This is a genomic window from Nostoc sp. (genome assembly GCF_036916735.1).
In the GTDB taxonomy this organism is placed as follows: Bacteria; Cyanobacteriota; Cyanobacteriia; order Cyanobacteriales; family Nostocaceae; genus Nostoc.
Genome location: NZ_JBALFV010000094.1, coordinates 118,242 through 137,876 on the forward strand (window position 1 = coordinate 118,242; position 19,635 = coordinate 137,876).

At 41.6% G+C, this 19,635-nt stretch carries 16 protein-coding genes and 1 pseudogene; 8 read left to right on the top strand and 9 right to left on the bottom strand.

Features of this window, described 5'->3' with window-relative positions; all coding sequences use genetic code 11:
• The first annotated feature begins 89 nt into the window (after window positions 1-89).
• The gene (gene moaA / locus V7L20_RS20800) at window positions 90-1,076 is read left to right on the top strand and encodes a GTP 3',8-cyclase MoaA (protein WP_334746031.1); all 987 of its coding nucleotides are present in this window, start codon (window positions 90-92) and stop codon (window positions 1,074-1,076) included.
• Window positions 1,077-1,829: 753 nt separating this feature from the next.
• On the opposite strand, the gene rpsD is transcribed toward moaA, so the two are convergent.
• Complete coding sequence (gene rpsD / locus V7L20_RS20805; protein WP_334745902.1) at window positions 1,830-2,438, bottom strand: 30S ribosomal protein S4; 609 nt, start codon at window positions 2,436-2,438, stop codon at window positions 1,830-1,832.
• A 468-nt stretch (window positions 2,439-2,906) separates the two neighbouring features.
• On the opposite strand from rpsD, the gene V7L20_RS20810 reads away from it, so the two are divergent.
• Window positions 2,907-3,614, top strand: a complete 708-nt coding sequence (locus tag V7L20_RS20810) for a hypothetical protein (RefSeq protein ID WP_334745903.1) — start codon at window positions 2,907-2,909, stop codon at window positions 3,612-3,614.
• A 578-nt stretch (window positions 3,615-4,192) separates the two neighbouring features.
• On the opposite strand, the gene hetR is transcribed toward V7L20_RS20810, so the two are convergent.
• The 6 genes from hetR to V7L20_RS20840 form a co-directional block, all read right to left on the bottom strand.
• The gene (gene hetR / locus V7L20_RS20815; protein ID WP_334745904.1) at window positions 4,193-5,092 is read right to left on the bottom strand and encodes a heterocyst differentiation master regulator HetR; all 900 of its coding nucleotides are present in this window, start codon (window positions 5,090-5,092) and stop codon (window positions 4,193-4,195) included.
• A gap of 1,825 nt (window positions 5,093-6,917) precedes the next feature.
• The gene (locus V7L20_RS20820; protein WP_334745905.1) at window positions 6,918-9,332 is read right to left on the bottom strand and encodes an EamA family transporter; all 2,415 of its coding nucleotides are present in this window, start codon (window positions 9,330-9,332) and stop codon (window positions 6,918-6,920) included.
• A gap of 905 nt (window positions 9,333-10,237) precedes the next feature.
• Complete coding sequence (locus V7L20_RS20825; protein ID WP_334745906.1) at window positions 10,238-11,575, bottom strand: inorganic phosphate transporter; 1,338 nt, start codon at window positions 11,573-11,575, stop codon at window positions 10,238-10,240.
• 100 nt (window positions 11,576-11,675) lie between these two features.
• On the bottom strand, window positions 11,676-12,722 hold the full coding sequence (locus V7L20_RS20830; RefSeq protein ID WP_334746032.1) for a zinc-dependent dehydrogenase: 1,047 nt from the start codon (window positions 12,720-12,722) through the stop codon (window positions 11,676-11,678).
• Between the two features lie 58 nt (window positions 12,723-12,780).
• The gene (locus V7L20_RS20835; RefSeq protein WP_334745907.1) at window positions 12,781-13,608 is read right to left on the bottom strand and encodes a PIN domain-containing protein; all 828 of its coding nucleotides are present in this window, start codon (window positions 13,606-13,608) and stop codon (window positions 12,781-12,783) included.
• 18 nt (window positions 13,609-13,626) lie between these two features.
• Entirely contained in the window at window positions 13,627-14,076 is a 450-nt protein-coding gene (locus V7L20_RS20840; protein WP_334745908.1) for a helix-turn-helix domain-containing protein, read from the bottom strand.
• A 342-nt stretch (window positions 14,077-14,418) separates the two neighbouring features.
• Between V7L20_RS20840 and V7L20_RS20845 the strand changes: the two genes are divergently transcribed.
• Entirely contained in the window at window positions 14,419-14,922 is a 504-nt protein-coding gene (locus V7L20_RS20845) for a GNAT family N-acetyltransferase (RefSeq protein WP_334745909.1), read from the top strand.
• Between the two features lie 16 nt (window positions 14,923-14,938).
• On the opposite strand, the gene dacB is transcribed toward V7L20_RS20845, so the two are convergent.
• Window positions 14,939-16,384 carry a D-alanyl-D-alanine carboxypeptidase/D-alanyl-D-alanine endopeptidase gene (gene dacB, locus V7L20_RS20850; RefSeq protein WP_442943600.1) on the bottom strand — a complete coding sequence of 482 codons (1,446 nt, stop codon included), beginning with the start codon at window positions 16,382-16,384 and terminating at the stop codon, window positions 14,939-14,941.
• A 261-nt stretch (window positions 16,385-16,645) separates the two neighbouring features.
• Between dacB and V7L20_RS20855 the strand changes: the two genes are divergently transcribed.
• Window positions 16,646-17,245: a hypothetical protein gene (locus V7L20_RS20855; RefSeq protein WP_334746033.1), complete on the top strand. Its 600-nt coding sequence runs from the start codon at window positions 16,646-16,648 to the stop codon at window positions 17,243-17,245.
• Window positions 17,246-17,456: 211 nt separating this feature from the next.
• On the opposite strand, the gene V7L20_RS20860 is transcribed toward V7L20_RS20855, so the two are convergent.
• Window positions 17,457-17,801: a hypothetical protein gene (locus V7L20_RS20860; protein ID WP_334745911.1), complete on the bottom strand. Its 345-nt coding sequence runs from the start codon at window positions 17,799-17,801 to the stop codon at window positions 17,457-17,459.
• A 481-nt stretch (window positions 17,802-18,282) separates the two neighbouring features.
• On the opposite strand from V7L20_RS20860, the pseudogene V7L20_RS32790 reads away from it, so the two are divergent.
• The 4 genes and pseudogenes from V7L20_RS32790 to V7L20_RS20875 all read left to right on the top strand — a co-directional run.
• Window positions 18,283-18,327 (top strand): annotated as a pseudogene (locus V7L20_RS32790) (hypothetical protein); the annotation flags it as partial.
• Window positions 18,328-18,333: 6 nt separating this feature from the next.
• Complete coding sequence (locus V7L20_RS20865) at window positions 18,334-18,465, top strand: hypothetical protein (protein WP_334745912.1); 132 nt, start codon at window positions 18,334-18,336, stop codon at window positions 18,463-18,465.
• Between the two features lie 106 nt (window positions 18,466-18,571).
• A complete protein-coding gene (locus V7L20_RS20870) occupies window positions 18,572-18,943 on the top strand; it encodes a transposase (RefSeq protein WP_334745913.1) in 372 nt (123 codons plus the stop codon).
• Between the two features lie 240 nt (window positions 18,944-19,183).
• Window positions 19,184-19,447 carry a hypothetical protein gene (locus V7L20_RS20875; protein ID WP_334745914.1) on the top strand — a complete coding sequence of 88 codons (264 nt, stop codon included), beginning with the start codon at window positions 19,184-19,186 and terminating at the stop codon, window positions 19,445-19,447.
• Window positions 19,448-19,635 lie beyond the last annotated feature (188 nt).

Sequence of the window (19,635 nt, forward strand, 5' to 3'; positions counted from 1 at the left end):
CGGTATTTTGAGTTACAACAAAGATAGTAGGAAGGGGTAAACCACCTTTGTAAAGTCTTTAATTAATCAGAGACAATAAAAATAAAATGATGAACCAGGTAGACTACCTCCGCATTAGCTTAATTGATCGCTGCAATTTTCGTTGTCAGTACTGTATGCCAGAGGGAGTAGAACTGGATTATATTCTCAAGCAACAGCTGTTAACTGATGAGGAATTGCTCACCTTAATTAAAGAGGTATTTATTCCAGTAGGCTTTACCCGATTTCGGTTGACTGGGGGTGAACCCTTATTGCGTCCGCGTGTGGTGGATTTGGTAAGGGCGATCGCAACTCTCCCCCAAACTCAAGACCTCTCAATGACCACCAACGGTTTTTTGCTAGCTCCGATGGCACAAAACCTCTACAATGCTGGTCTGCGACGAATTAATATTAGTCTGGACTCTCTCGATTCCGACATTTTTGATCGAATTATTGGTAATCAGGGACGTTCTCGTTGGCAACAAGTTTGGCATGGGATTCAAGCTGCCTATCAAGTTGGATTCGACCCCCTGAAGCTGAATGTGGTAGTGATTCCTGGCGTTAATGACCACGAAATTCTAGATTTAGCCGCCCTGACAATTGACAAACAGTGGCACATTCGATTTATTGAATTTATGCCCATTGGTAATATGCATTTATTTGGCGATCGCGGTTGGGTATCTTCAGCCGAGTTACGAGAGTCTATCCGCAATCGCTGGAGCTTGACAGAATCACAAGTTCGTGGTGCTGGCCCTGCTGATATCTTTCAAATTCCCGGTGCGAAGGGGACACTGGGATTTATTAGTCAAATGTCAGAATGTTTTTGCGATCGTTGTAACCGGATGCGCCTGAGTGCTGATGGTTGGCTGCGTCCGTGTTTATTGAATGAAACAGGTCAACTTGACTTGAAAACTGCTTTGCGTTCTGGCACTAGTACTGCTCAACTACAAGAGCAAGTGAGGCGTTTACTAGCAATCAAGCCAGAAATTAACTTTAAAGGGCGTGATTCTGGTAATAAGGGTGTATACACCCGCACGATGTCGCAAATTGGCGGATAGTCATTGGTCATCCTGAATCAAAGGCTGAAACTCTCTTCCTGTATGGGGTGTCAAATTATGGATTTGCTCAACTCGACAGGGTGAGGAGCGATGCCTGCGGTGGTCACTGAGCGCAGCCGAATTGCGGGCTACGCCTACGCTAGGATTGATTGAGAATTAGTAAAAAAGATTCTTGCTAAAAATTTGGACTTTGGACAAAAGAGGTAATAGCTTTTATTAAATCTCTGCCTACTGATGGTTGTTATCGAGCCATTGTCCCAAGATATTGTAATGCAATTGAGTCAGCAAGCACTAAAAATAAAGAAATAATTTGAGCGATCGCTTTAAATTGAATCATTTTTCGTAGGAAGCCCATTGGAGCTTTATTACTGGACTTTTTAATCATGGCTAGTGGGGCTTAGACAAAAAATACCCAAAAAAGAGCCTCAAATCTATATACAGAAAGACTTTGACATCGTTAGGCTTATTTTCTTGATATATCTGGGTTTGGGCTTATTTTGAGCATTTGGTATATTTCCGTTACCCTGCATGGGTTTGAGGCTTGTTTCTCCAGAAAAAATGTTTAAGTCCCGATAGATGGTTCTACAGTGACATCTTCACACTGAATAGCCGACCTCAAAGGAAAATAAGGGGTGTGCTTGAACACAGACCCCCATACTAATTATTCTCAATTAAAAAGTGTGAGCAGAGGTTTCGTTTACTCACACTTTGGGGGTTGCCCTTTGTAAATAACTAAGGACAAATAAATGACTATTACGCTTGTCGTGAGTAGTATTCCACCACAAGTAGTTCGTTAACTTGTAGTGCCACCCATTCCCGCTCAACTACGCCGTTGACTTTACCAACCAACTTATTTTTATCAAACTCCAAATGACTGGGGAGGTTTGCCAAGCCGGGATATTGCAAGTTAGCTTCTACCAACTTCCGTGATTGTGCCCGATCCCTGACGGCAATTTCTTCACCAGGACGACATTGATAGCTAGCAATATTAACCACACGACCGTTAATAGTTACGTGACCGTGATTTACCAGTTGACGAGCTGCTGGGATAGTCGGAGCTATACCCAAGCGGAAAACGGTATTATCCAAGCGCATTTCTAGCAATTGCAGCAGCACTTGTCCGGTAGAACCAGTAACACGTCTGGCTTTCCGCACATAGCGCAGCAATTGCTTTTCAGTCAAACCGTAATTGAAGCGGAGCTTTTGCTTTTCTTCTAAACGGATAGCATACTCAGAGCGTTTTTTACGGTTCTGACCATGCTGACCAGGCGGATAAGCGCGTCTGGCGCTTTTACGAGTTAATCCTGGTAAATCGCCCAAGCGGCGTACAATTCTGAGGCGTGGCCCTCTATATCGGGACATGAGTTTCCTTAATCTAATCCTGTTTAAACTTTACCCAAACATTCAATTTTGACATTGCCCTGATCAAAAATCAGAGGATTCTTGGTTTTGTGAGGCTGCTTGCCTTGGTATGACGTATCCTACCAATGTAGAGGCATCAACTTTTGCGCCAGTTGCTTTAAGTCGGTAGAGCCGACAGACTAGCTTCCAAGCTTGAATTCCGACGTGCCCCGCCGTACTCCTGCCAATAAGTTTTTTGTGTTTATTTAGTTTCGTAGGCTACTCAATCATCAGATTGGTTTACGCAGTATTTTTACTCTGAAATACTTTTTACGTTGCCTACTTATCTTTCAAACAGTTATATTAACACAATTTCCGGCATAATTAATTATGTCTATACCTTGCTACCGCCGAAATTCTTTAATTACAGAGGATTTTTAAGATATTTGAGTTAGCATAACTTTGGGTGTTTGGAGAATGGCAACGTCAATGAGCAATAAAGCGGTTAATAGAGGTAAGAACAAACAAGCCAGTTCCACCTCCAGGATTTTAACAGTACCAGTTTTGGCTATAGCTGGATGTTTAGCAACGATCTTACCCAATACAGCGATCGCTGCTTCCTACAACAATGATTATAGTGTCTGTGCGGGTCGCCTCCTAAAAGTGGGTGTAACGGCACAAGCGGCATCACAAGGTTGTTCAGCAGCACTACGTCCCAGAGATTTGGCTGCTTGTGTGGTTAAAATTGAGAAGGAAACCCAAATTGCTGCGATAGATGCGCTTTCTACTTGTGGGAGGGCCCGGCGTCCTGAGGAGTTAGCTACCTGTGTAGTTGGCGTCAGCTTAAGTACCAAGGAAGCAGTTAATCCGGCAGTTCTAGATTACTGTGGACGTAGTTTGTTGCCCGTGCGCTTTGGGCAGTGTGTGGTTGGCTTGCGTAGTCAAATCGACTTTCCCGCTATACAGGCATTAGATACTTGTATTAGTGCTGATGATAGTGTTATCGGTGCTTCATCTTCGTCTACACCGTCAACTATAATACCTGCGGGTTCAAGTCCGAGTTTAGAGACTACTCCATTTCCAACGCAACCGAGTGTTCCAACGCAACCGATTGTTCCAACACAACCGATTGTTCCAACACAACCGGTTATTCCAACGCAACCGATTGTTCCAACGCAACCCGGCGCGACGAATTAATTACAGTCCTTTGTAATTGACTAAGAATACAGGTTAATTTGTAGGGTATATATTTTTATATACACCCTACTAATTTGTCAAATTTAAATTGATGGTTAAGCTGTTCCATATTTAAATTGCATATAAGCTGTCACGCCTACAAGTTGGACTATTTTCATTGTCAAAAAAAGCTGCAAACCCTCTCCTTTGCTTCGAGCAAGGACTGCTCCCCTGTGGAATCAAGGTACTTTTAAATGCTTAACAGCTTACTGGGCAAACAGGACTTCGTCGTATAATTGTCCTCACTTGCAAATTATCCAAACTAAACACTTACAATACAAAAGTCACAAGCTATTTTGCGACTTTTGTACTACTATTGCTAGTACAGTGTTACAATGTGAATAGACTAACCATCTCCCTACTATTAAGCAACGAAAAAAATCAGTGAAAAGCTTATAAATTAAGCTTTTTAAATTTGGAGTAGCGCTGGTAGTACAGTCCGGTAAAAATAAACTACATTTCATTACGCCAGAAAGCCCAAAATTAAAGCATGGGTAACTTTTGACTTCCGCTCTAAGGCTAACTTTTGTCCTGCGGTGCTAGTCTTCTCTTTCGCCAAAAACTGTCTGTAAAATTACTGGAATACCCCCGTCTTGGTGGTATTTATCTGCCCAGGCACGGATAACTTCATCCAATTCTTCCATAGCCTGCTCTATTTTTTCTGGGAGGATATCAAGTTCTTCTAGCAAGCGCATGGCATTTCGTCGCCGTTCTGCCCAATTTTTCATCATGCGGAAATACCGAGCGGTATCTTCTACCATGATGTAAGTGCGTTCTTGATCGTCTGCGGGGGCATAAAAAGGACGGGTAAGAGCATAGAAGGGCATTCCCCAAGGAGAATCAATGCGTGTTACCGTTCCTGAGTAGAGCAGACGGCGCTTGATATGCTCACCCAAGGCTTCACTCAAAGGCATTTGGTGTTCGGGTGGCAAGTCTTCTTGCGATCGCCTGTGCAAAAACTCAATCAAATCCAGAAACTCAAAAGAGCTAACTAACTGGGCGTCAGGTAAGTTACTGGGCAGTTTCTGCTCAATTTGTCTTTTTTCTTCGCTTGTCAGACTAGTGCCAGGAACGCGCGATCGCCCCGGTTGCCAAGGATACTTTTCTAACCAGACATAAGGCAATTGAATTAAATAGCGAGGTTCTTGAGAACCCAGCATTTTTAATAGTTTGCCTTCTGTTAGAGCCTGTCTGACTTCTTCTACAATAATTTTTACCCGTTTCGGCTCCAGGTGGTGCAAATGCCCTGTCATCCGCAGGTTTTGTCCCTGCTCCAGATAGGTCATGTAAATTGCACATTTTGCTGCTGTTGCGGCTGCATCTAAAAATGCCCCATGCCTGTGCCCACTCGTCCGCATGGCACTAAAAGCCAGATAAAGCATGATCTGATCCATCGCACTGGGGTCAAGACGTTTGATCAGATCTATGTCGTTACTCATATTACAGACAATTGAATAGCACGTTTACACATTTTTAATCGATTGAAAATAGGTAGTATACACCTGGCTGAAAGCGATGTTTTCACTTCAGACTATATTAGTATGCGATAACTATGAAATCCGTGGTAGCCCAAACTACCGTTTTCGCATATTTTGTGGTATCAAGGCAGATTTAGTTATGGTTACTATAACTGTCTGTATATCTGACCAGAAAATTACAGACATCACTAAGTCTAGCTTGACAACGGTTTAAATCCCAAAAGTCAAATGTATTGCAAGTAATCTACAAAGCTTTTAAGTTCTCTAGGATTTTTATCATCTTTCCAGACCAACAATTTCAAGCAGTTTTTGCCTAATTATGGCAATATACCGACTCTGAATAAAAACTAGTTGGCGCGGTTCATCTGGGATATCTTTTACTTGAAAAGATGGCTTTTATTCAGCTTTGGTGAATTATTTTTAGCACACAAATGACTATAAATAATTGGGAATGGTCTAAAGAGAAATTGCTTCCCAGGTGTAGAAACATTCAGAGGTTGAGCCACACGGCTCATTGCAAACTATTATCTTGTTCACAACCTCCAATGATATCTCGTCAGTATAAGCCGTTGGCTTGAAGGAAGATAGTAGACATCAAGTAGAGCAATTAATTCCAATTTCAAAAATACCTGTTGTTTTTTCAAATTAAACATCGCTCCTTATCATATCATTATTTTTGTTTTTTGTAATAAATTTATGCATTTTAAAGCTGATAAATAATGCTTATTTAAAATTTTATATTTTTGCTAAATCAAGGTTTGATAATATTTTTTTTGTACTACTAAATTCGATTCTTAATTATCTTTTTGTGTTGATAGTTTTACACAAAAAGCCTCGATTAACTCTGAATTAGTTTATAGTTATTAGAATTTATTGATTCTGCTAGTAGCCGAAAAATTAGTTATTAGACAAATCCAAATACATCCTAAAACATAATAGATTTTATTTAATGATTATTTGGATATTTTTTTCATAAAAGAATTTTAAAGTTTCATGATTTAACTAATTCATCAGCTACTTTCAAGTATATTTTTACCTCGCTGTTTTATATGTTTAAGAAGGTTTAATTGTGTAAATAACAAAGAAGAGAATCCGCAGCAAGCTACGATATAAACTTCTTTATCTAGGCGTCTGGGCGATCGCAGACCAAATTCACTAGTACAGACCGACAGAAATAAATATACCATCTCACTAAACACAATAAGTAAATGGGCGTGAATAATTCAAGGTTTGTAGTCAGCACCTCCAGCCTTATTTTAAGGTCTGAAGACCTTGCTAAAACTCAATTCAGTTAATTTTACATTACTTAACATAGTTTAATTTATTCTTGCCCACTTACTGAGTCTACCATGCTTAAAACTGGGTTACTCTAAACATTTCTGCTACTTCTTCATCTGCTAGTTAAACGTGCTGCAATGATCTTAACTCCTTGCCAATCTCCTCCTTGAGCAAGTACTCGTGCTAAATTGCTTGAGTCAGTACTACTCGTACTGCTTATATATACGTGTTTACCTACCTGTATCAGGCTAAATTCCTAAAAGAATATTACAAGTCAAGTTATTGTAATTACTTTTTACTCATCTATTAAGTTTTATCTCCACCCATACAGCAGTACTAAATTATTGGTAAAAACAGAAGATCCCTGGCTTCTCAAACAAGCCGGGGATCTTGTGTGTCCAGATGATTTAGAAAAGTTGTAACTAAGCGTATTCGCGTCAGGATTGGTGCCCAGAGTTATAGGAGCTACTTTACTTCCCACCACACCGAAACTGATTGAACTCGTCATTTAATTCGTGGGACTAGAGGATTTAACCTGATTTCGCATTGTTTCAAAGCTGAAAGCAGCTGTGCCAAAGGTTACTAACAACACTCCCAGAATTTGCACAATATCCAAATTTTCTTGAATGATTAACCCAGCGAAAATTACGGTTAAAACTGGGGTAGTACCACCAATGAGTGCCGATCGCGAGGCACCTAGTTTACTAATACCAACATTGTTTAGCAAATAGCCGGCAAGAGTCAACACACCCAAAATAAATGCACTTAAAACCAGTTCCAACATCTTAGAGAGGTCAACTGCTAAATTCCAATCGCCTGGTAAAGGTAGCATCAAGCAGATAAAGCTCAACAGCAGCATAGTGGCGAAGTTAATTAAAGTAAAAGTTACGGGATGCAGTTTGCTAGCACAAACCCGCGTCAGAATTATGTAGGCTGCAAAAGCCACGCCGGAAAGAATGGCGGCGCTACTTCCCATTGAAGTATTACCCATACCTGGGTTGGGAGAACCTCCCAAAACCAACAATTCACCGCAGCAAATCGCGGCGATCGCACTGATGCGAAATATGGTAGGGCGATCACGAAACAAAAACCACGACAATAAACCACTAACCATCGGATAAATAAAGAACAGTCCGATCGCCATTCCAGTTGTGACTTGAGCGATCGCAATGTATATGAGAACCTGAGACATAAACAAAAAGCAGCCACTCACAACTGACAACAGCAAAATCTGCTTTGTCGCTGCATTTGTAGGTGTGGGATTTCCTCGGACTGAAGCGGCCAAGTTTTCTAAATCTTGCCACATGCTTGGGTGTAGTATCGGAGATAACAAAACCAGCAGTGGTACTACTACCATAAACCGTAGGGTCAAAATTAAGAAAGTATTGCCTAAAGTCGGCGGCAGCAAGCGCTCTACATCTAATACTCCAAAAATCTGGGAACCTTCGTGGAAAATTACTTTGATGGCTACGTTGTAAAGCGACGATAGCACTGCCGATAAGATAATCAAGAATAAACCGATTTGGAGCGACGATGAGCCGGAGGAATTGCGCGATCGCGATTGTGGCAGTTTTGCTTTTGGCTGCGGCTCTAACGGAGCGATCGGTGAGGATTTAGCTTTGCTCTGCGATACGTTCCTGCGGAGGAGAGAAATTGATTCAGCAGCGTTTCTCCTTCGTGAAGGTTGTATTGCTTCTGGCTGCGGTACAGATACAGTCGGAGGTTCTAATTTGGTTTCGTTTTCTGATAAGTCCTGATTGAGAACAGAAATTGGTTCAGCAGCCTTTTCTTTTGGTGGTGAAACTACAGCAGCATTCGGCTCTGATTTAGTTTCCGTTTGGGATAAGTCTTGGCTGGGGACAGAAATTGGGTTCGCAGCGTTTTCTTTAACAACAGTCGGCTCTGATGTCGTTTCCCTTTGGAACAAGTCTTTACTAGGGACAGAAATTGGGTTCGTAGCGTTTTCTCTAACAACAGTCGGCTCTGATGTCGTTTCCCTTTGGGACAAGTCTTTACTAGTGATAGAAATTATGTTAGCGACGTTTTCTCTAAGAATCGGCGGCTGTGATGTTGTTTCCCTTGGGGACAAGTCTTTGCTGGGGACAGAAATTGGGTTTGCGCCGTTTTCTCTAACAACAGTCGGCTCTGATGTCGTTTCCCTTGGTGAAAATTTATTAGCGATCAGGGAAATTGGCTCAGAGGAATTTCTTACTAATTCGCCAACTTGTGGCGAGGATGTCTCAAAAGAACTGTTTTTTTCTGGCTCGGTAAATTGTAAAACAGTAGGTGTACCTGCTGTCGCTGGTTTACGTGAAGCTTCTTCTATAGTTTTTTCTAGTTCTCCATGCAGGCGATTAACAAACTCCGCCAAAATCGTTTCCCCTTGCTGCTGCTGGCTGTACATCCGTGACAACTGCTGGGAAAGATTACTTTGATAGTTCTTCAGCTCTTGTTGCAGCGAGTTAAAGGTAATAGTAACGGTGTCATCCAAGCTGTCAAACATGTGTTCGACTTTTTCATTAATTTCACCTACTACATTGCTGCTTACTTCAGCCGACTTAAGCGCAGCTTGATCGTAAGACTTGCCCTCTATGGTTTGGTTAGCTAAAGTTGCTAAAGAGGATTGCAGTTGTGAAGATATATGCTTTGCCAGAACTTCTGCCAGTTGCCGAATTAACACTTGCTGTTCAGTAATTTGGCGCACTTGTTGTAAATGCTCTTTTTCTTCTAGCAAGCTTTGAATGTCATCAGATAACCGATTTTTTTCTGATTGAAGCCGCTTTACGTCTTCCTGCAATCCTCTAAGGACATTCTGCTGAAGATTTTCTAAGTCTTCAACTACACCCCAAAGAGCATTTTCTGCTGCTCTGGATAGCTCACCTCTGACTCTCGGGTTTTCTGGTTGCTTCTCGAATCGCCCCATTAGCTTCTAACCTCTAACACCTTGATGATAAAGCTGCTTGCGGTACACTTTATTGGCGCTCATACTAATTTCATGTATTTTGTCAGATATTGTCAGATAAATTAAAAATTTTAACAGCACTTCCGCATTTCAACGTAATTTTGTCATACTGAACACAACTTGGCAAAGCATCAAATTTGCCTTACTGCTTAATACACAGTGTTTTCTTCAGCATTGATAAGTATTTTGTCATTCGATTTGAGATTTTGGACTTCGGCGTGACATTTCGACAAGCTCTATGCAAAAACGCTACTTCTCTTTTTAGGCTGCGCCCTAACCGTAGATATGCCGCAGGCTTTACGACAACACCCTTCTCTTCTTAGGCTGCGCCTTAAGCGTAGCTATGCCGCAGGCTTTACGACTATGCTCAGGACAAGCTCAGTAAAAGTCAGTCGAAGCTTTTGGATTTTGAATTGTCCCTATGGCTGTAAGTCGCTTGAAGTATAACCTTTGTTGTTTTTGGTCAGTTTAATTTACATCAACCATTTGCTAATGAGACTTTTATTTTTAAAGAAATCTCACTCAAAATAAATATTTATTATTTTGCTGCCAATAGTAATTATCAAAGACTTGCAGATGCGTGCGTTATAGCTACAAAATTGTCTGACTTGCAAAATTAACTGTAAATTCCTTTGAAATGTAACTTATGTGACAGTTTATATCTCTAAATGGAGATTAAAGTATCTTTCTGTGGAAATTCAAAGTTACGCTATCCCCTGCACAACATTCTAATGAATGAGCAGCAGTTCTGCAAATACACACTTTTTTGGCACACTTTTTTAGCACACTTTTTGGCGTTGTTGCAGTCTAGGTTTTACATTGAGTAGATGCAATAGAAAAAAAAGTTAGAAAAATATTTATAATTTTTAGAGAAATAAAATCCGGGCGATGCTAAAGATGGCAGCGCTAAGGACAGCACTGACGGGGATTGTAATTAGCCATGCGGCGGCAATACCTTTTAGTGTTTGAAACTTAATCGACTTGATATTTTGCACTAGTCCAATACCAACTACACCGCCGACAAGAGCGTGAGAGGTGGAAACTGGTAAACCTAGCCGGGAGGCGATGAGGATGGTGGTAGCAGTAGCAAGTTCGGCACAAAATCCACTACTAGGTTGCAAGGCAATAATGTTTTCGCCAATAGTGGCGATGACTTTTTTACCCCAGACAGCTAAACCACCAACAATACCAGCACCACCAAGGATTAAAATCCAAATGGGGATGGTGATACCATCTGTAGGTACGCTACCAGTGCGATTGATGTAAACGATCGCAGCTAAAGGAGCGATCGCATTTCCCACATCATTAGAACCATGAGCAAAGGCGACGAAGCAAGCACTTAGTAGTTGGAATCGTCCGAATAATCTTTCTACGGGATTGGGGATTGGGGATTGGGGACACTTCTGTACCAGAGGCTGCGCCAACGACAAGCTCAGTGCATCGCTGGGGATTGGGGACTGGGAAGTGAGAAAGATTTTTTGTGTTTGTTGTAACTGTCGCCAACTAATGATTGTGAGTCCAACTGTTGCTACTGCACCAGTTAACAGTGGGATGTCGTAAGCAGGGATTGTAAAACCAATTTGCTCAATTACAAAATTGGTTAGCGGTTGAGTCAGCGATGGTAATACAATTACGCCGAATATACCTAGCAGCGCAGTACTTAACCAGGGAATCCACTCTTGTAATTGCACTACTTGATTAGGTTGATCTAAAATCCAGTGCTTTATTTGACTGTAGAATAAAGCAGCGATCGCACCACTAATTAATGGCGTTAAAACCCAGCCAATGGTAATCAAGCCAATTGATGACCAATCAATTGCACCTACTCCTAAAGCTACCCAACTAAATCCAGCGATCGCACCAACAACTGCATGAGAAGAGGATACAGGTAAACCACGTGATGTGGCAATTTGCAACCACACACCACACGATATTAGTACCGTTATCATCCCAACAACGAATATTTGGGGTGTAGCTGCGAATAAGACGGGATTAGCAATTTTCGTCGCTAGGGTTTCTGTTACTTCATGCCCAAACAATACAGCACCCGTAAACTCTAATACCCCAGCAATTATTAGTGCCTGTTTGAGGGTAACAGCTTTGGAACCTACAGAGGTTCCCATTGCGTTAGCAACATCGTTTGCTCCGAGATTCCAGGCGACGTAGAAAGCTAGTAGAGCGACTGCAACGAGGGTAATAAGCATTTTTTTGAGGCTGATAGGGGGATGAGGGAGCAGGGGGAGATCACAATTCAAAATTCAAAATTGAAAATTCAAAATTAAAGAGATCCCCCTGATCCCCCTTTTACGGATAAATTAAGATTTTATAAGTATCCGGTGTGGGTGCGATCGCAACTTCTACAGCTGCTGATAAATCTTTTAATGGATAGCGATCACTAATCAACGCTTGCACGTCAATTCGCTGATTAAATACAATATCGGCTGATAGATTCTGAAGCCGATAAGATGAGCTATAACTACCTATCAAATCAATTTCTCGACGGTAGAGAATATTAGGGTTGATGGGAATTTCCACCTCATCGGGGAATTCCGCGAAAAATAATATTTTGCCACCTTTGCGGGTACTATCAAGTGCTTGAAAGAAAGCTTTCTCACTAGGAACAGCCAGCAAGGTAATATCAACACCCAGTCCACCAGTTAGCGCATGTATTTTTGCCATTAAATCGGGATCGCGAGCATCAAAAGCCGCCTCTGCACCGACACTCAAGGCTTTTTCAATTCTAGAGGGTAGTAAATCGGTAGCGATCGCTTTTGCTCCGAAATACTTCACCAACATGATGAACATTAACCCAATCGGCCCAGCACCAGTAACTAACACAGTTTGTCCTGGGCCAATTTGGGCTTTTTTCACAGCTTTCAAGCAGCAGTTAGTCGGTTCTACAAAACTGGCTTCTTCAAAACTGATGTTATCAGGGATGGAAATTAATCCGCCATTTTGGACGATATGTCCGGGAACCTTGACATAATCGGCAAAACCGCCGCCACTGGCGTTAAAGCCTGCGGTTGTGGAGATGTTTTTATAAACATCACACATGGAAAAATTATCATTTAGGCAGTAGGCGCAACGCATACAGGGGATGTGATGCATCACGGCTACTCGTTGTCCAACTTGCCAACCTTTAACATCATTGCCTAATGCTGCGATCGTGCCGGCAGTTTCATGTCCAAAAATGCGCGGCGGTTCATACAGTGGATAACGAATTTTTTTAATATCTGATTGACACAACCCCACAACCCGCACCTGTACCAGCACTTCATCTGGTTCTAGGGTTGGAACTGGGATATCTTCGTAAGACAGTTGATTGACGCCTCTAAATACCTGTGCTTTCACGTTGGTTTTTTCCCGCTTAACGATACTAGATGTAACATTAGCAGTCAACGTTAGGCTATCAAATTTGTGATTTTTGTGTCTTAGCCTGTTCTAGTTCTTGTTCTAAGGTTTGTTCAAAGATTTGGAATGCCTTGATATCCGCCGATGAGAGCTTTCCTTGAATTTTGCCATTCTTAACTTCTAGGAGCTTACCTCTATTGTCTTTAGCAATAATTGTTAAAATTTCCCTATTTTGCCAGAGTCGATACCGTTCACCCTCTAAATATTGACCACCCTCTGGTATTGGTCTTCCTACTATATTGAGAGCTTTGTTTGTAGTATGGAAAAGACTTTCACTGTATTCATGCGATAAAATCTTTGTCGTAAATCCAGGTATCTGCTTACTCAGCAGGTCAAGTAGTTCAACAAAAGTACGGGGACTTCTTTTATATTTTTGGGACTGTCTGTGCACTACTTGAACCATTTCTTCTGGATGCTTATCGAATAAGTCACTGAGAAAATTGTCTGGTGACTGTGCTTTGATATTTAAAGGAGCCAAAGCTTTAGCATTGAAATCCTTAAGATTATTGGTAACAACAATATCAGCTCTGGCTATGATTGCAGCAGCAAGAACATGACGATCTTTAGGATCATTGCCCATACCTGCTTCTAGTTCCCAAGGTACTTCTTCAACCATTGCTTCAGGAAAAGCTGCTTTTATAATCTCCTCTAAATTTTTAGCTGCTTCGGTTGGTATTACACCCTTAAGAATAAGCTTGCCCATTGCTTCATTTAAGATTTTCTGTGACCAATAGGGTATGTACAGACCAGCCTCAGCCGTGGATAGCAAGGTATCTCGTAGGTACATTGGAAAAAGAACACAGGCATCTAATATAACACTGGGCATAGCAATCTTTCTGAGTACTTACTCATCATACTCATACAAACCAGCTTCTTCGCTCATATCAACTAACTGCTGCAAAAGTTGGTCACGTTTAGCATCCCTTTGTTCCTTATATTTTCTTAAATCCTGAAAACGAACACGTCGATGTGTTCCTACGGTTATATATGGAATTTCTTGTTGCTCTAATAACTTGATCAGATAAGGGCGTGATACGTTAAGAAATTCAGCCGCTTGTTGTGTCGTCAGTTCCTGCTCTTGAGGAACTATGGATATAGCCTTACCTGATGCCATTGCGTGGACAACTTGAAGTAGCACTTGATAAATCGGCTCAGGAATGGTAATTTTTTCTCCGTTAGCTCCTACCAGTTTCGCCTGGAAATCTTTAACCCTCAGTATGCGCTCCAGTTCGATAGATTGAGCTTCTAGCTGTGGAGATATTACAGACTCTGAAAGCACGCTATACTTAGACATCGTGGTTACTTCCTCCTGTGTTGTGGGACGTTACGCCGTCACTTCTATTCACTATCTTATAATAATACACACTACATAAACGAAATATCCGAAAAAAATTATCTTGTCTCAGTCCAAGTTATCTGGAGAAAATATGTCGAAACTCCAGTGAGATCAAGGGATGGTTAATCAGACATACACAGCTGATGTCTTAGTTGTCGGTAAAGGAACCGAAAAAACTGCGGCTGCTATGCAAGCGGTGCGACGGGGAGCCAAAACTATTCTGATGAGATAGTGTTACGGCTTTGGTAACGCTGTATTATTTTTGAATATTTTTTCAAGACTTTTTCTGAGACGGTAGCAATGACTATTCGCCATGCGACTGAAACTGACTTGCCTGCAATTGTGGCAATTTATAATGCTGCAATTCCTAGTAGCATGGCAACTGCTGATTTAGAGCCAGTATCCGTGGAAAGTCGCCTTCCTTGGTTTAAGGCGCGATCGCCTTCACAACGCCCACTTTGGGTAATCGAAGTAGAGGGAGTAATTGCTGGATGGCTGAGTTTCCAATCCTTTTATGGGCGACCTGCCTATAATACGACTGCCGAAATTAGTATTTACATTGCCCCTGGCTTTCATCGGTGTGGTTTTGGACGGCAACTATTAGCACAAGCAATTAGTGAAAGTCCTAGTTTGGGTTTAAAAACCCTAGTCTGCTTCATTTTTGCCCACAATCAACCCAGTTTAAAACTTTTTGAAACATTTGGTTTTCAACATTGGGGACATTTACCTCAAGTTGCCGAAATTGACAACGTTGAACGGGACTTAGTAATCATGGGACTCCGAATTACTAAACCAGTTGTTTAATTAGATGGCAATAATATTAACAACGCTGCAACTGTGCTAGCAACACAACAATTTCATCAATAGCTTGGCGCACAACTGTTGCAGGTTGTTCCGATTGATTCACGATAATACTAAAAACTAGCGGCTCATAATTAGGCGCATTCATATATCCAGATAGAGAAACTACACCCGTTAATGTACCTGTTTTTGCTTGAACAATGCCCTCAGCAGGTGTATTTTGAAAGCGGCTTTTCAAGGTTCCACTTTTACCCGCCACGGGTAAAGATGCGCGATATATATATGCTGTTGGTGTTCTTGCTATCCCTCGCAAAGTTTGTACAAAAGCTTCTGGTGTGACTAAGTTACGACGTGATAAACCCGAACCATCTACTAAAATATAATTTGCTGGATCAACTCCCAATTGAGTTAAACTCGCTTTCACAACTTCCAAACCGACATCAGCACTAGTCTGATTTTTCATTCTGGGTTTTTTCACAGCTAATGCTCTCAGCAGTGCTTCAGCATAAAGATTATTACTATTCTGAAGAGTTTCCATTAATAATTCAGATAAAGGTGGCGACTCTACAAACGCTATTTCCTGTTGATTAACACCACCATTTGTTACTGATATTTGTCCCAAAGGAATTTTTTCTGTTGCCAAAGCTGCACGGAAGCGCCGTAAGAAGTAATAATTAGGGTCAACTACAGGCAAATCTATTAAAGACGGTTCAGAATTCGTTGTTAGCTGTCCTTGAATTCGTAATACTGTTCCTGATAATTCGCGGGTAACATTGACGTAGCTTGGTTGATTTTGGGCAACGGTTACTGACTGATTAATAATCCGCCACTCTTTCGCCTCGCCAGGATCAATCCACACCACTTGTAAAGATTTACCTACAGCTTGCGGTACGAGTTTTAGGCTAAAAATATTTTGATTTAGAATAAAGCTGCTAACTGGTGCGCCATAGTCTGACTGCACATCTTCCCATTGCCAGGTGGAGTTAACAATATCACCTTGAATATAACTATCATCAGCTATCAATCGCTGAATTTGAGTAATACCTTTCTGTTTTAGCTGCTGTGCTAATGTTTGCAGTTGAGTATCACTTAAGCTAGGATCTCCCCTACCGACAACACGTAAAACACCATTGCCATCCTGGTAAATTGAGGTGCGAATCCGAAAATTAGCACCCAACTGCTGCAATGCAGCTGCTGTTGTCAGCAATTTGAGGTTAGACGCGGGAGTAAAATATTTCTGAGCATCCCGACTGTAAAGAATTGGCCCCGTTGACAGAGGTTGCACCAAAATTCCCCAGCGCACCCGACTAAATAAGGGACGATTGATTACAGCATCTATAGCTGTTCCCAGTTGGGTAGAGCAAATTGATTTTATAGTAGTTGTTGGTGCAACTGGGGTTTGTGCTTTTGCAACTCTAGAACTAAATCCTATCTGACTAGTCAAAAATATTAACAAAACACCCAGTGGTTGATTTAAAATCTTAAGTCTCACCAATACTCCTTATCCTAAAGATAAATATTTTTATCTTGCTAACAACTTCTTTCCGGAGAAAGAAGAATTAACTCAGTAAAGTTACTTAATTAGTATAAGGAAGATGTTCACATGTTTTATAGGTGGGCGATGTCTACGACGGGCTGCGCCTACGCACAAACATAGTTTATGGGACTACAAAATAGAAACGTAAGTCAACCTGAATATACACAAATACGGAATCGAGGCAATGGTGTGAGTACATTTTTATCTGGTGTAGCTGTATTACTCTCTACTTTGGCTTTAGGATGTAGCGGCTATGCAGCTTACGAAGTTTTCACGCTGCGACAGACACTAAATGCCAATAATACAGTCACTAACACCATTCCTACTCAAGTGCCAAGTCTTACAGCTACAACTTCTCCCCAAGCAACGGCATCATCATCACCAGCCACTGCTACAACCTCAGCAATTAGCCCTGGTCGGTTTGTGCAGCCTGCTTTTGGTAAAAAGGCAGAAGTTGAGTTACTTTCAGCAAAGCGAATTAAAGATCCAGAAACTGGAAACCGTGATGTGGTAAATTTGCAAATGCGTATTCGTCGCCTTGCCACAGACGGAGTTGTTGGTAGTGATATTATATCGGTTGCTAGTACAACAGCCCGCAATCCTGACACTAGCGTAACCTACAAAGGAGTTGCTCTTAATCGCTCAACAGGAAGCGTTTCTTTGTTTCAGGTACGTCCACAAGCCTCCGCAGATGCTTATATCTGGCTAAGAGTTCCTGATGGTGTCAATAATTTGGACATTTTTGTGCCAGATACAGCTGCATTTAAAAATGTACCAATTTCTAATTAGTAGTCTATCGGATTAATTTTGATAACGTCCAAGATTCCCAACTTATTTATGAAGTCGGGAAGGGAACAAGAATCTTTTGTTTCCCCCCAATACATCGGGGGGATTAAGGGGGTAATTCAACTTGTGTGTACACCGTAGCTTATAGAACCCATTTGATATCTATACAGGAGGGCAATCGAATTTGGCTGAACTACGAGCTAAGTTACAAATTTTATAGATTGATCGTCAGGATTTTTTTCTTGCTTTTTTTGTCGCTCAACACGACTGTATTGTAGGGTAATGTATCCGTTCCCAGCGGAATTGGCAGCTTAAAACTGGGGCTTTTATGATCGAGTTCGCCTAAATCAATGCTTTTCGTTATATCGCCATCTGTTGCCAGATAAGCGGTAAGTTCGCCTTTATAATCTTCAATTAAAAAGTCTCTAAAGAAAACGACTGCCCCACCCTCAGGATCTATACCAAGGATGACCGTACCGCTGAAAGTTGCGCCTTTTCGTTCTTCATCAACCGTTGCCACTGTGATTTCCGAGGGGTCTTGACCGGACTTATCTGCCATAAACTTTTTTCTCTTGCGAATTCTCAACAATTAAAAATGATTTTACAAGAGCGCTATGGGCGATCGCAAAACTCTCAGGACGTATTTCTGCATCGGTCTTGCAAATGTATAGCCAAGTTACTTCTGGTTATACGCCTAATTGGAAGATTGAGTAGGGATGATTCGGGGCTGAAAGCGATCACGTTAGCGAAGCGAGGCGTTAGCCTAGCGTTGCTGCAAAGCAGATCGCATCGCAGAAACCTGATAGAGGGGAGACGTTGAGAAGTTTCCGGATAACTTGATCCGACCTTGCCTCGGCAGTAGAGTGCCCTTATCTGTGAACTGACAGGTTTATGGAGTCCAAGGATATAGAACCCATTTGACATCTTTTACTATCTTGAAGTACAGTTACCGCAAAAGCCGTATCTAGCAGTCATGCCGTACTCCAGCAGCCTAACAGCCCGTTGAGTGGGAAATCCTTGAACCCCTACTGCCTCAGATACTGCCGCCTAAGAAGCAGACCAGACCCTCCAATTGGACAAAAAGAGAACTCTTGGATGGCATCTTCTATCAACTGAAGAATGGCTGTAGTTGGGAAGACTTGCGATTCGGACTTGCCCCCCTACTCAACCGTATATTGGCATTACAAGCAGATGTCTTGGTGAAGGAGCGATCGACAAACTAATGGGTATCTTACATTCTCAAGTGCATGAGCAAGTTAAAAAAAAAACCAAATGGACGACGTTGATCATAATTGACTCCCAAGCGGTGAAAAACACTTGTAAAGAAGAGTGTTAAATCGAAAGGATATTGTTTCTACTTTCTCGACGAATGGGATTAAGAGGCATCTAGCCGTTGATACCCTGGGGTTTCCCTTCTTTACTCATTGCACCAAAGCAAATGTATCTGATGATAAGGGTTTAATTGAGATGTTGACTAAAAACATTGGTTATTTCCAGTCGAAGCCCGTCAACATTCCCAAAATCACCATTCTGCTAGACCACGGTTATCACCCTGAGTATTTGAGGGAGGAGTTAGAAAAAGTTTATCCCCAAATGATGACGAAAATCAGGTTTGAATTTTCAGCAAAACCATCGAAACAAGAAAAGAAAGACCAAGGTAAATCTGGGGAAGGTTCCGGTTGCAGCGAGGTGGATCATTGAGCGGTCAAATGCAAGGATTGCAAGATGCAAAATCCTCGTCAATAACTTTGAGAGAACTTTAGCTAATGCGACTGCCAAGGTTAATCTTTGTTTTATTCGGTTGATGGTTAAGAGGCTTGCTGCACCTTCTTAGATGTCAAATGGGTTCTATAAAGGGGAGGGAATTAGATGTTCTAGTTTCCCCTTTATAATGTTATTTTGGCGAACGCAATTGTTGATTTGGCGAACGCAATTGTTGATTTGGCGAACGCAATTGTTGATTTGGCGAACGCAATTGTTGATTTGGCGAACGCAATTGTTGATTTGGCGCTCGCATTTGTTGATTTGGCACTCGCATTTGTTGATTTGGCGCTCGCATTTGTTGATTTGGCGCTCGCATTTATAGATTTAGTGGTCGCATTTGTTGATTTGGCGCTCGCATTTGTTGATTTGGCGTTCGCATTTATAGATTTAGCGTTCGCAATTGTTAGCTTGCTTCTGTGTAAGAGTACGCAAACTCACTAAGGCGGAAGTTAATACAGCGAAGACAGAAGTTGTTACAGCTAGTCAACTTAAGGCTAAAATCTTTAAAAATTATAGCTTGGCTCTTTTGTGGATAAGGTTTTTCCGACTTATGTGTACACCGTAGCCAATGCATCGGGGGGATTAAGGGGGTAAAGAATGTACTTCATTTAGATGCAAAATGCTGTATT

Bases quoted from the DNA above. Each gene is read 5' to 3' on its own strand.
- V7L20_RS20845 (WP_334745909.1), top strand. From the start codon at position 14,419: ATGACTATTCGCCATGCGACTGAAACTGACTTGCCTGCAATTGTGGCA.
- V7L20_RS20825 (WP_334745906.1), bottom strand. From the start codon at position 11,575: ATGCTTATTACCCTCGTTGCAGTCGCTCTACTAGCTTTCTACGTCGCC.
- V7L20_RS20820 (WP_334745905.1), bottom strand. From the start codon at position 9,332: ATGGGGCGATTCGAGAAGCAACCAGAAAACCCGAGAGTCAGAGGTGAG.
- rpsD (WP_334745902.1), bottom strand. From the start codon at position 2,438: ATGTCCCGATATAGAGGGCCACGCCTCAGAATTGTACGCCGCTTGGGC.
- hetR (WP_334745904.1), bottom strand. From the start codon at position 5,092: ATGAGTAACGACATAGATCTGATCAAACGTCTTGACCCCAGTGCGATG.
- V7L20_RS20810 (WP_334745903.1), top strand. From the start codon at position 2,907: ATGAGCAATAAAGCGGTTAATAGAGGTAAGAACAAACAAGCCAGTTCC.
- moaA (WP_334746031.1), top strand. From the start codon at position 90: ATGAACCAGGTAGACTACCTCCGCATTAGCTTAATTGATCGCTGCAAT.
- V7L20_RS20860 (WP_334745911.1), bottom strand. From the start codon at position 17,801: ATGGCAGATAAGTCCGGTCAAGACCCCTCGGAAATCACAGTGGCAACG.
- V7L20_RS20835 (WP_334745907.1), bottom strand. From the start codon at position 13,608: ATGCCCAGTGTTATATTAGATGCCTGTGTTCTTTTTCCAATGTACCTA.
- V7L20_RS20840 (WP_334745908.1), bottom strand. From the start codon at position 14,076: ATGTCTAAGTATAGCGTGCTTTCAGAGTCTGTAATATCTCCACAGCTA.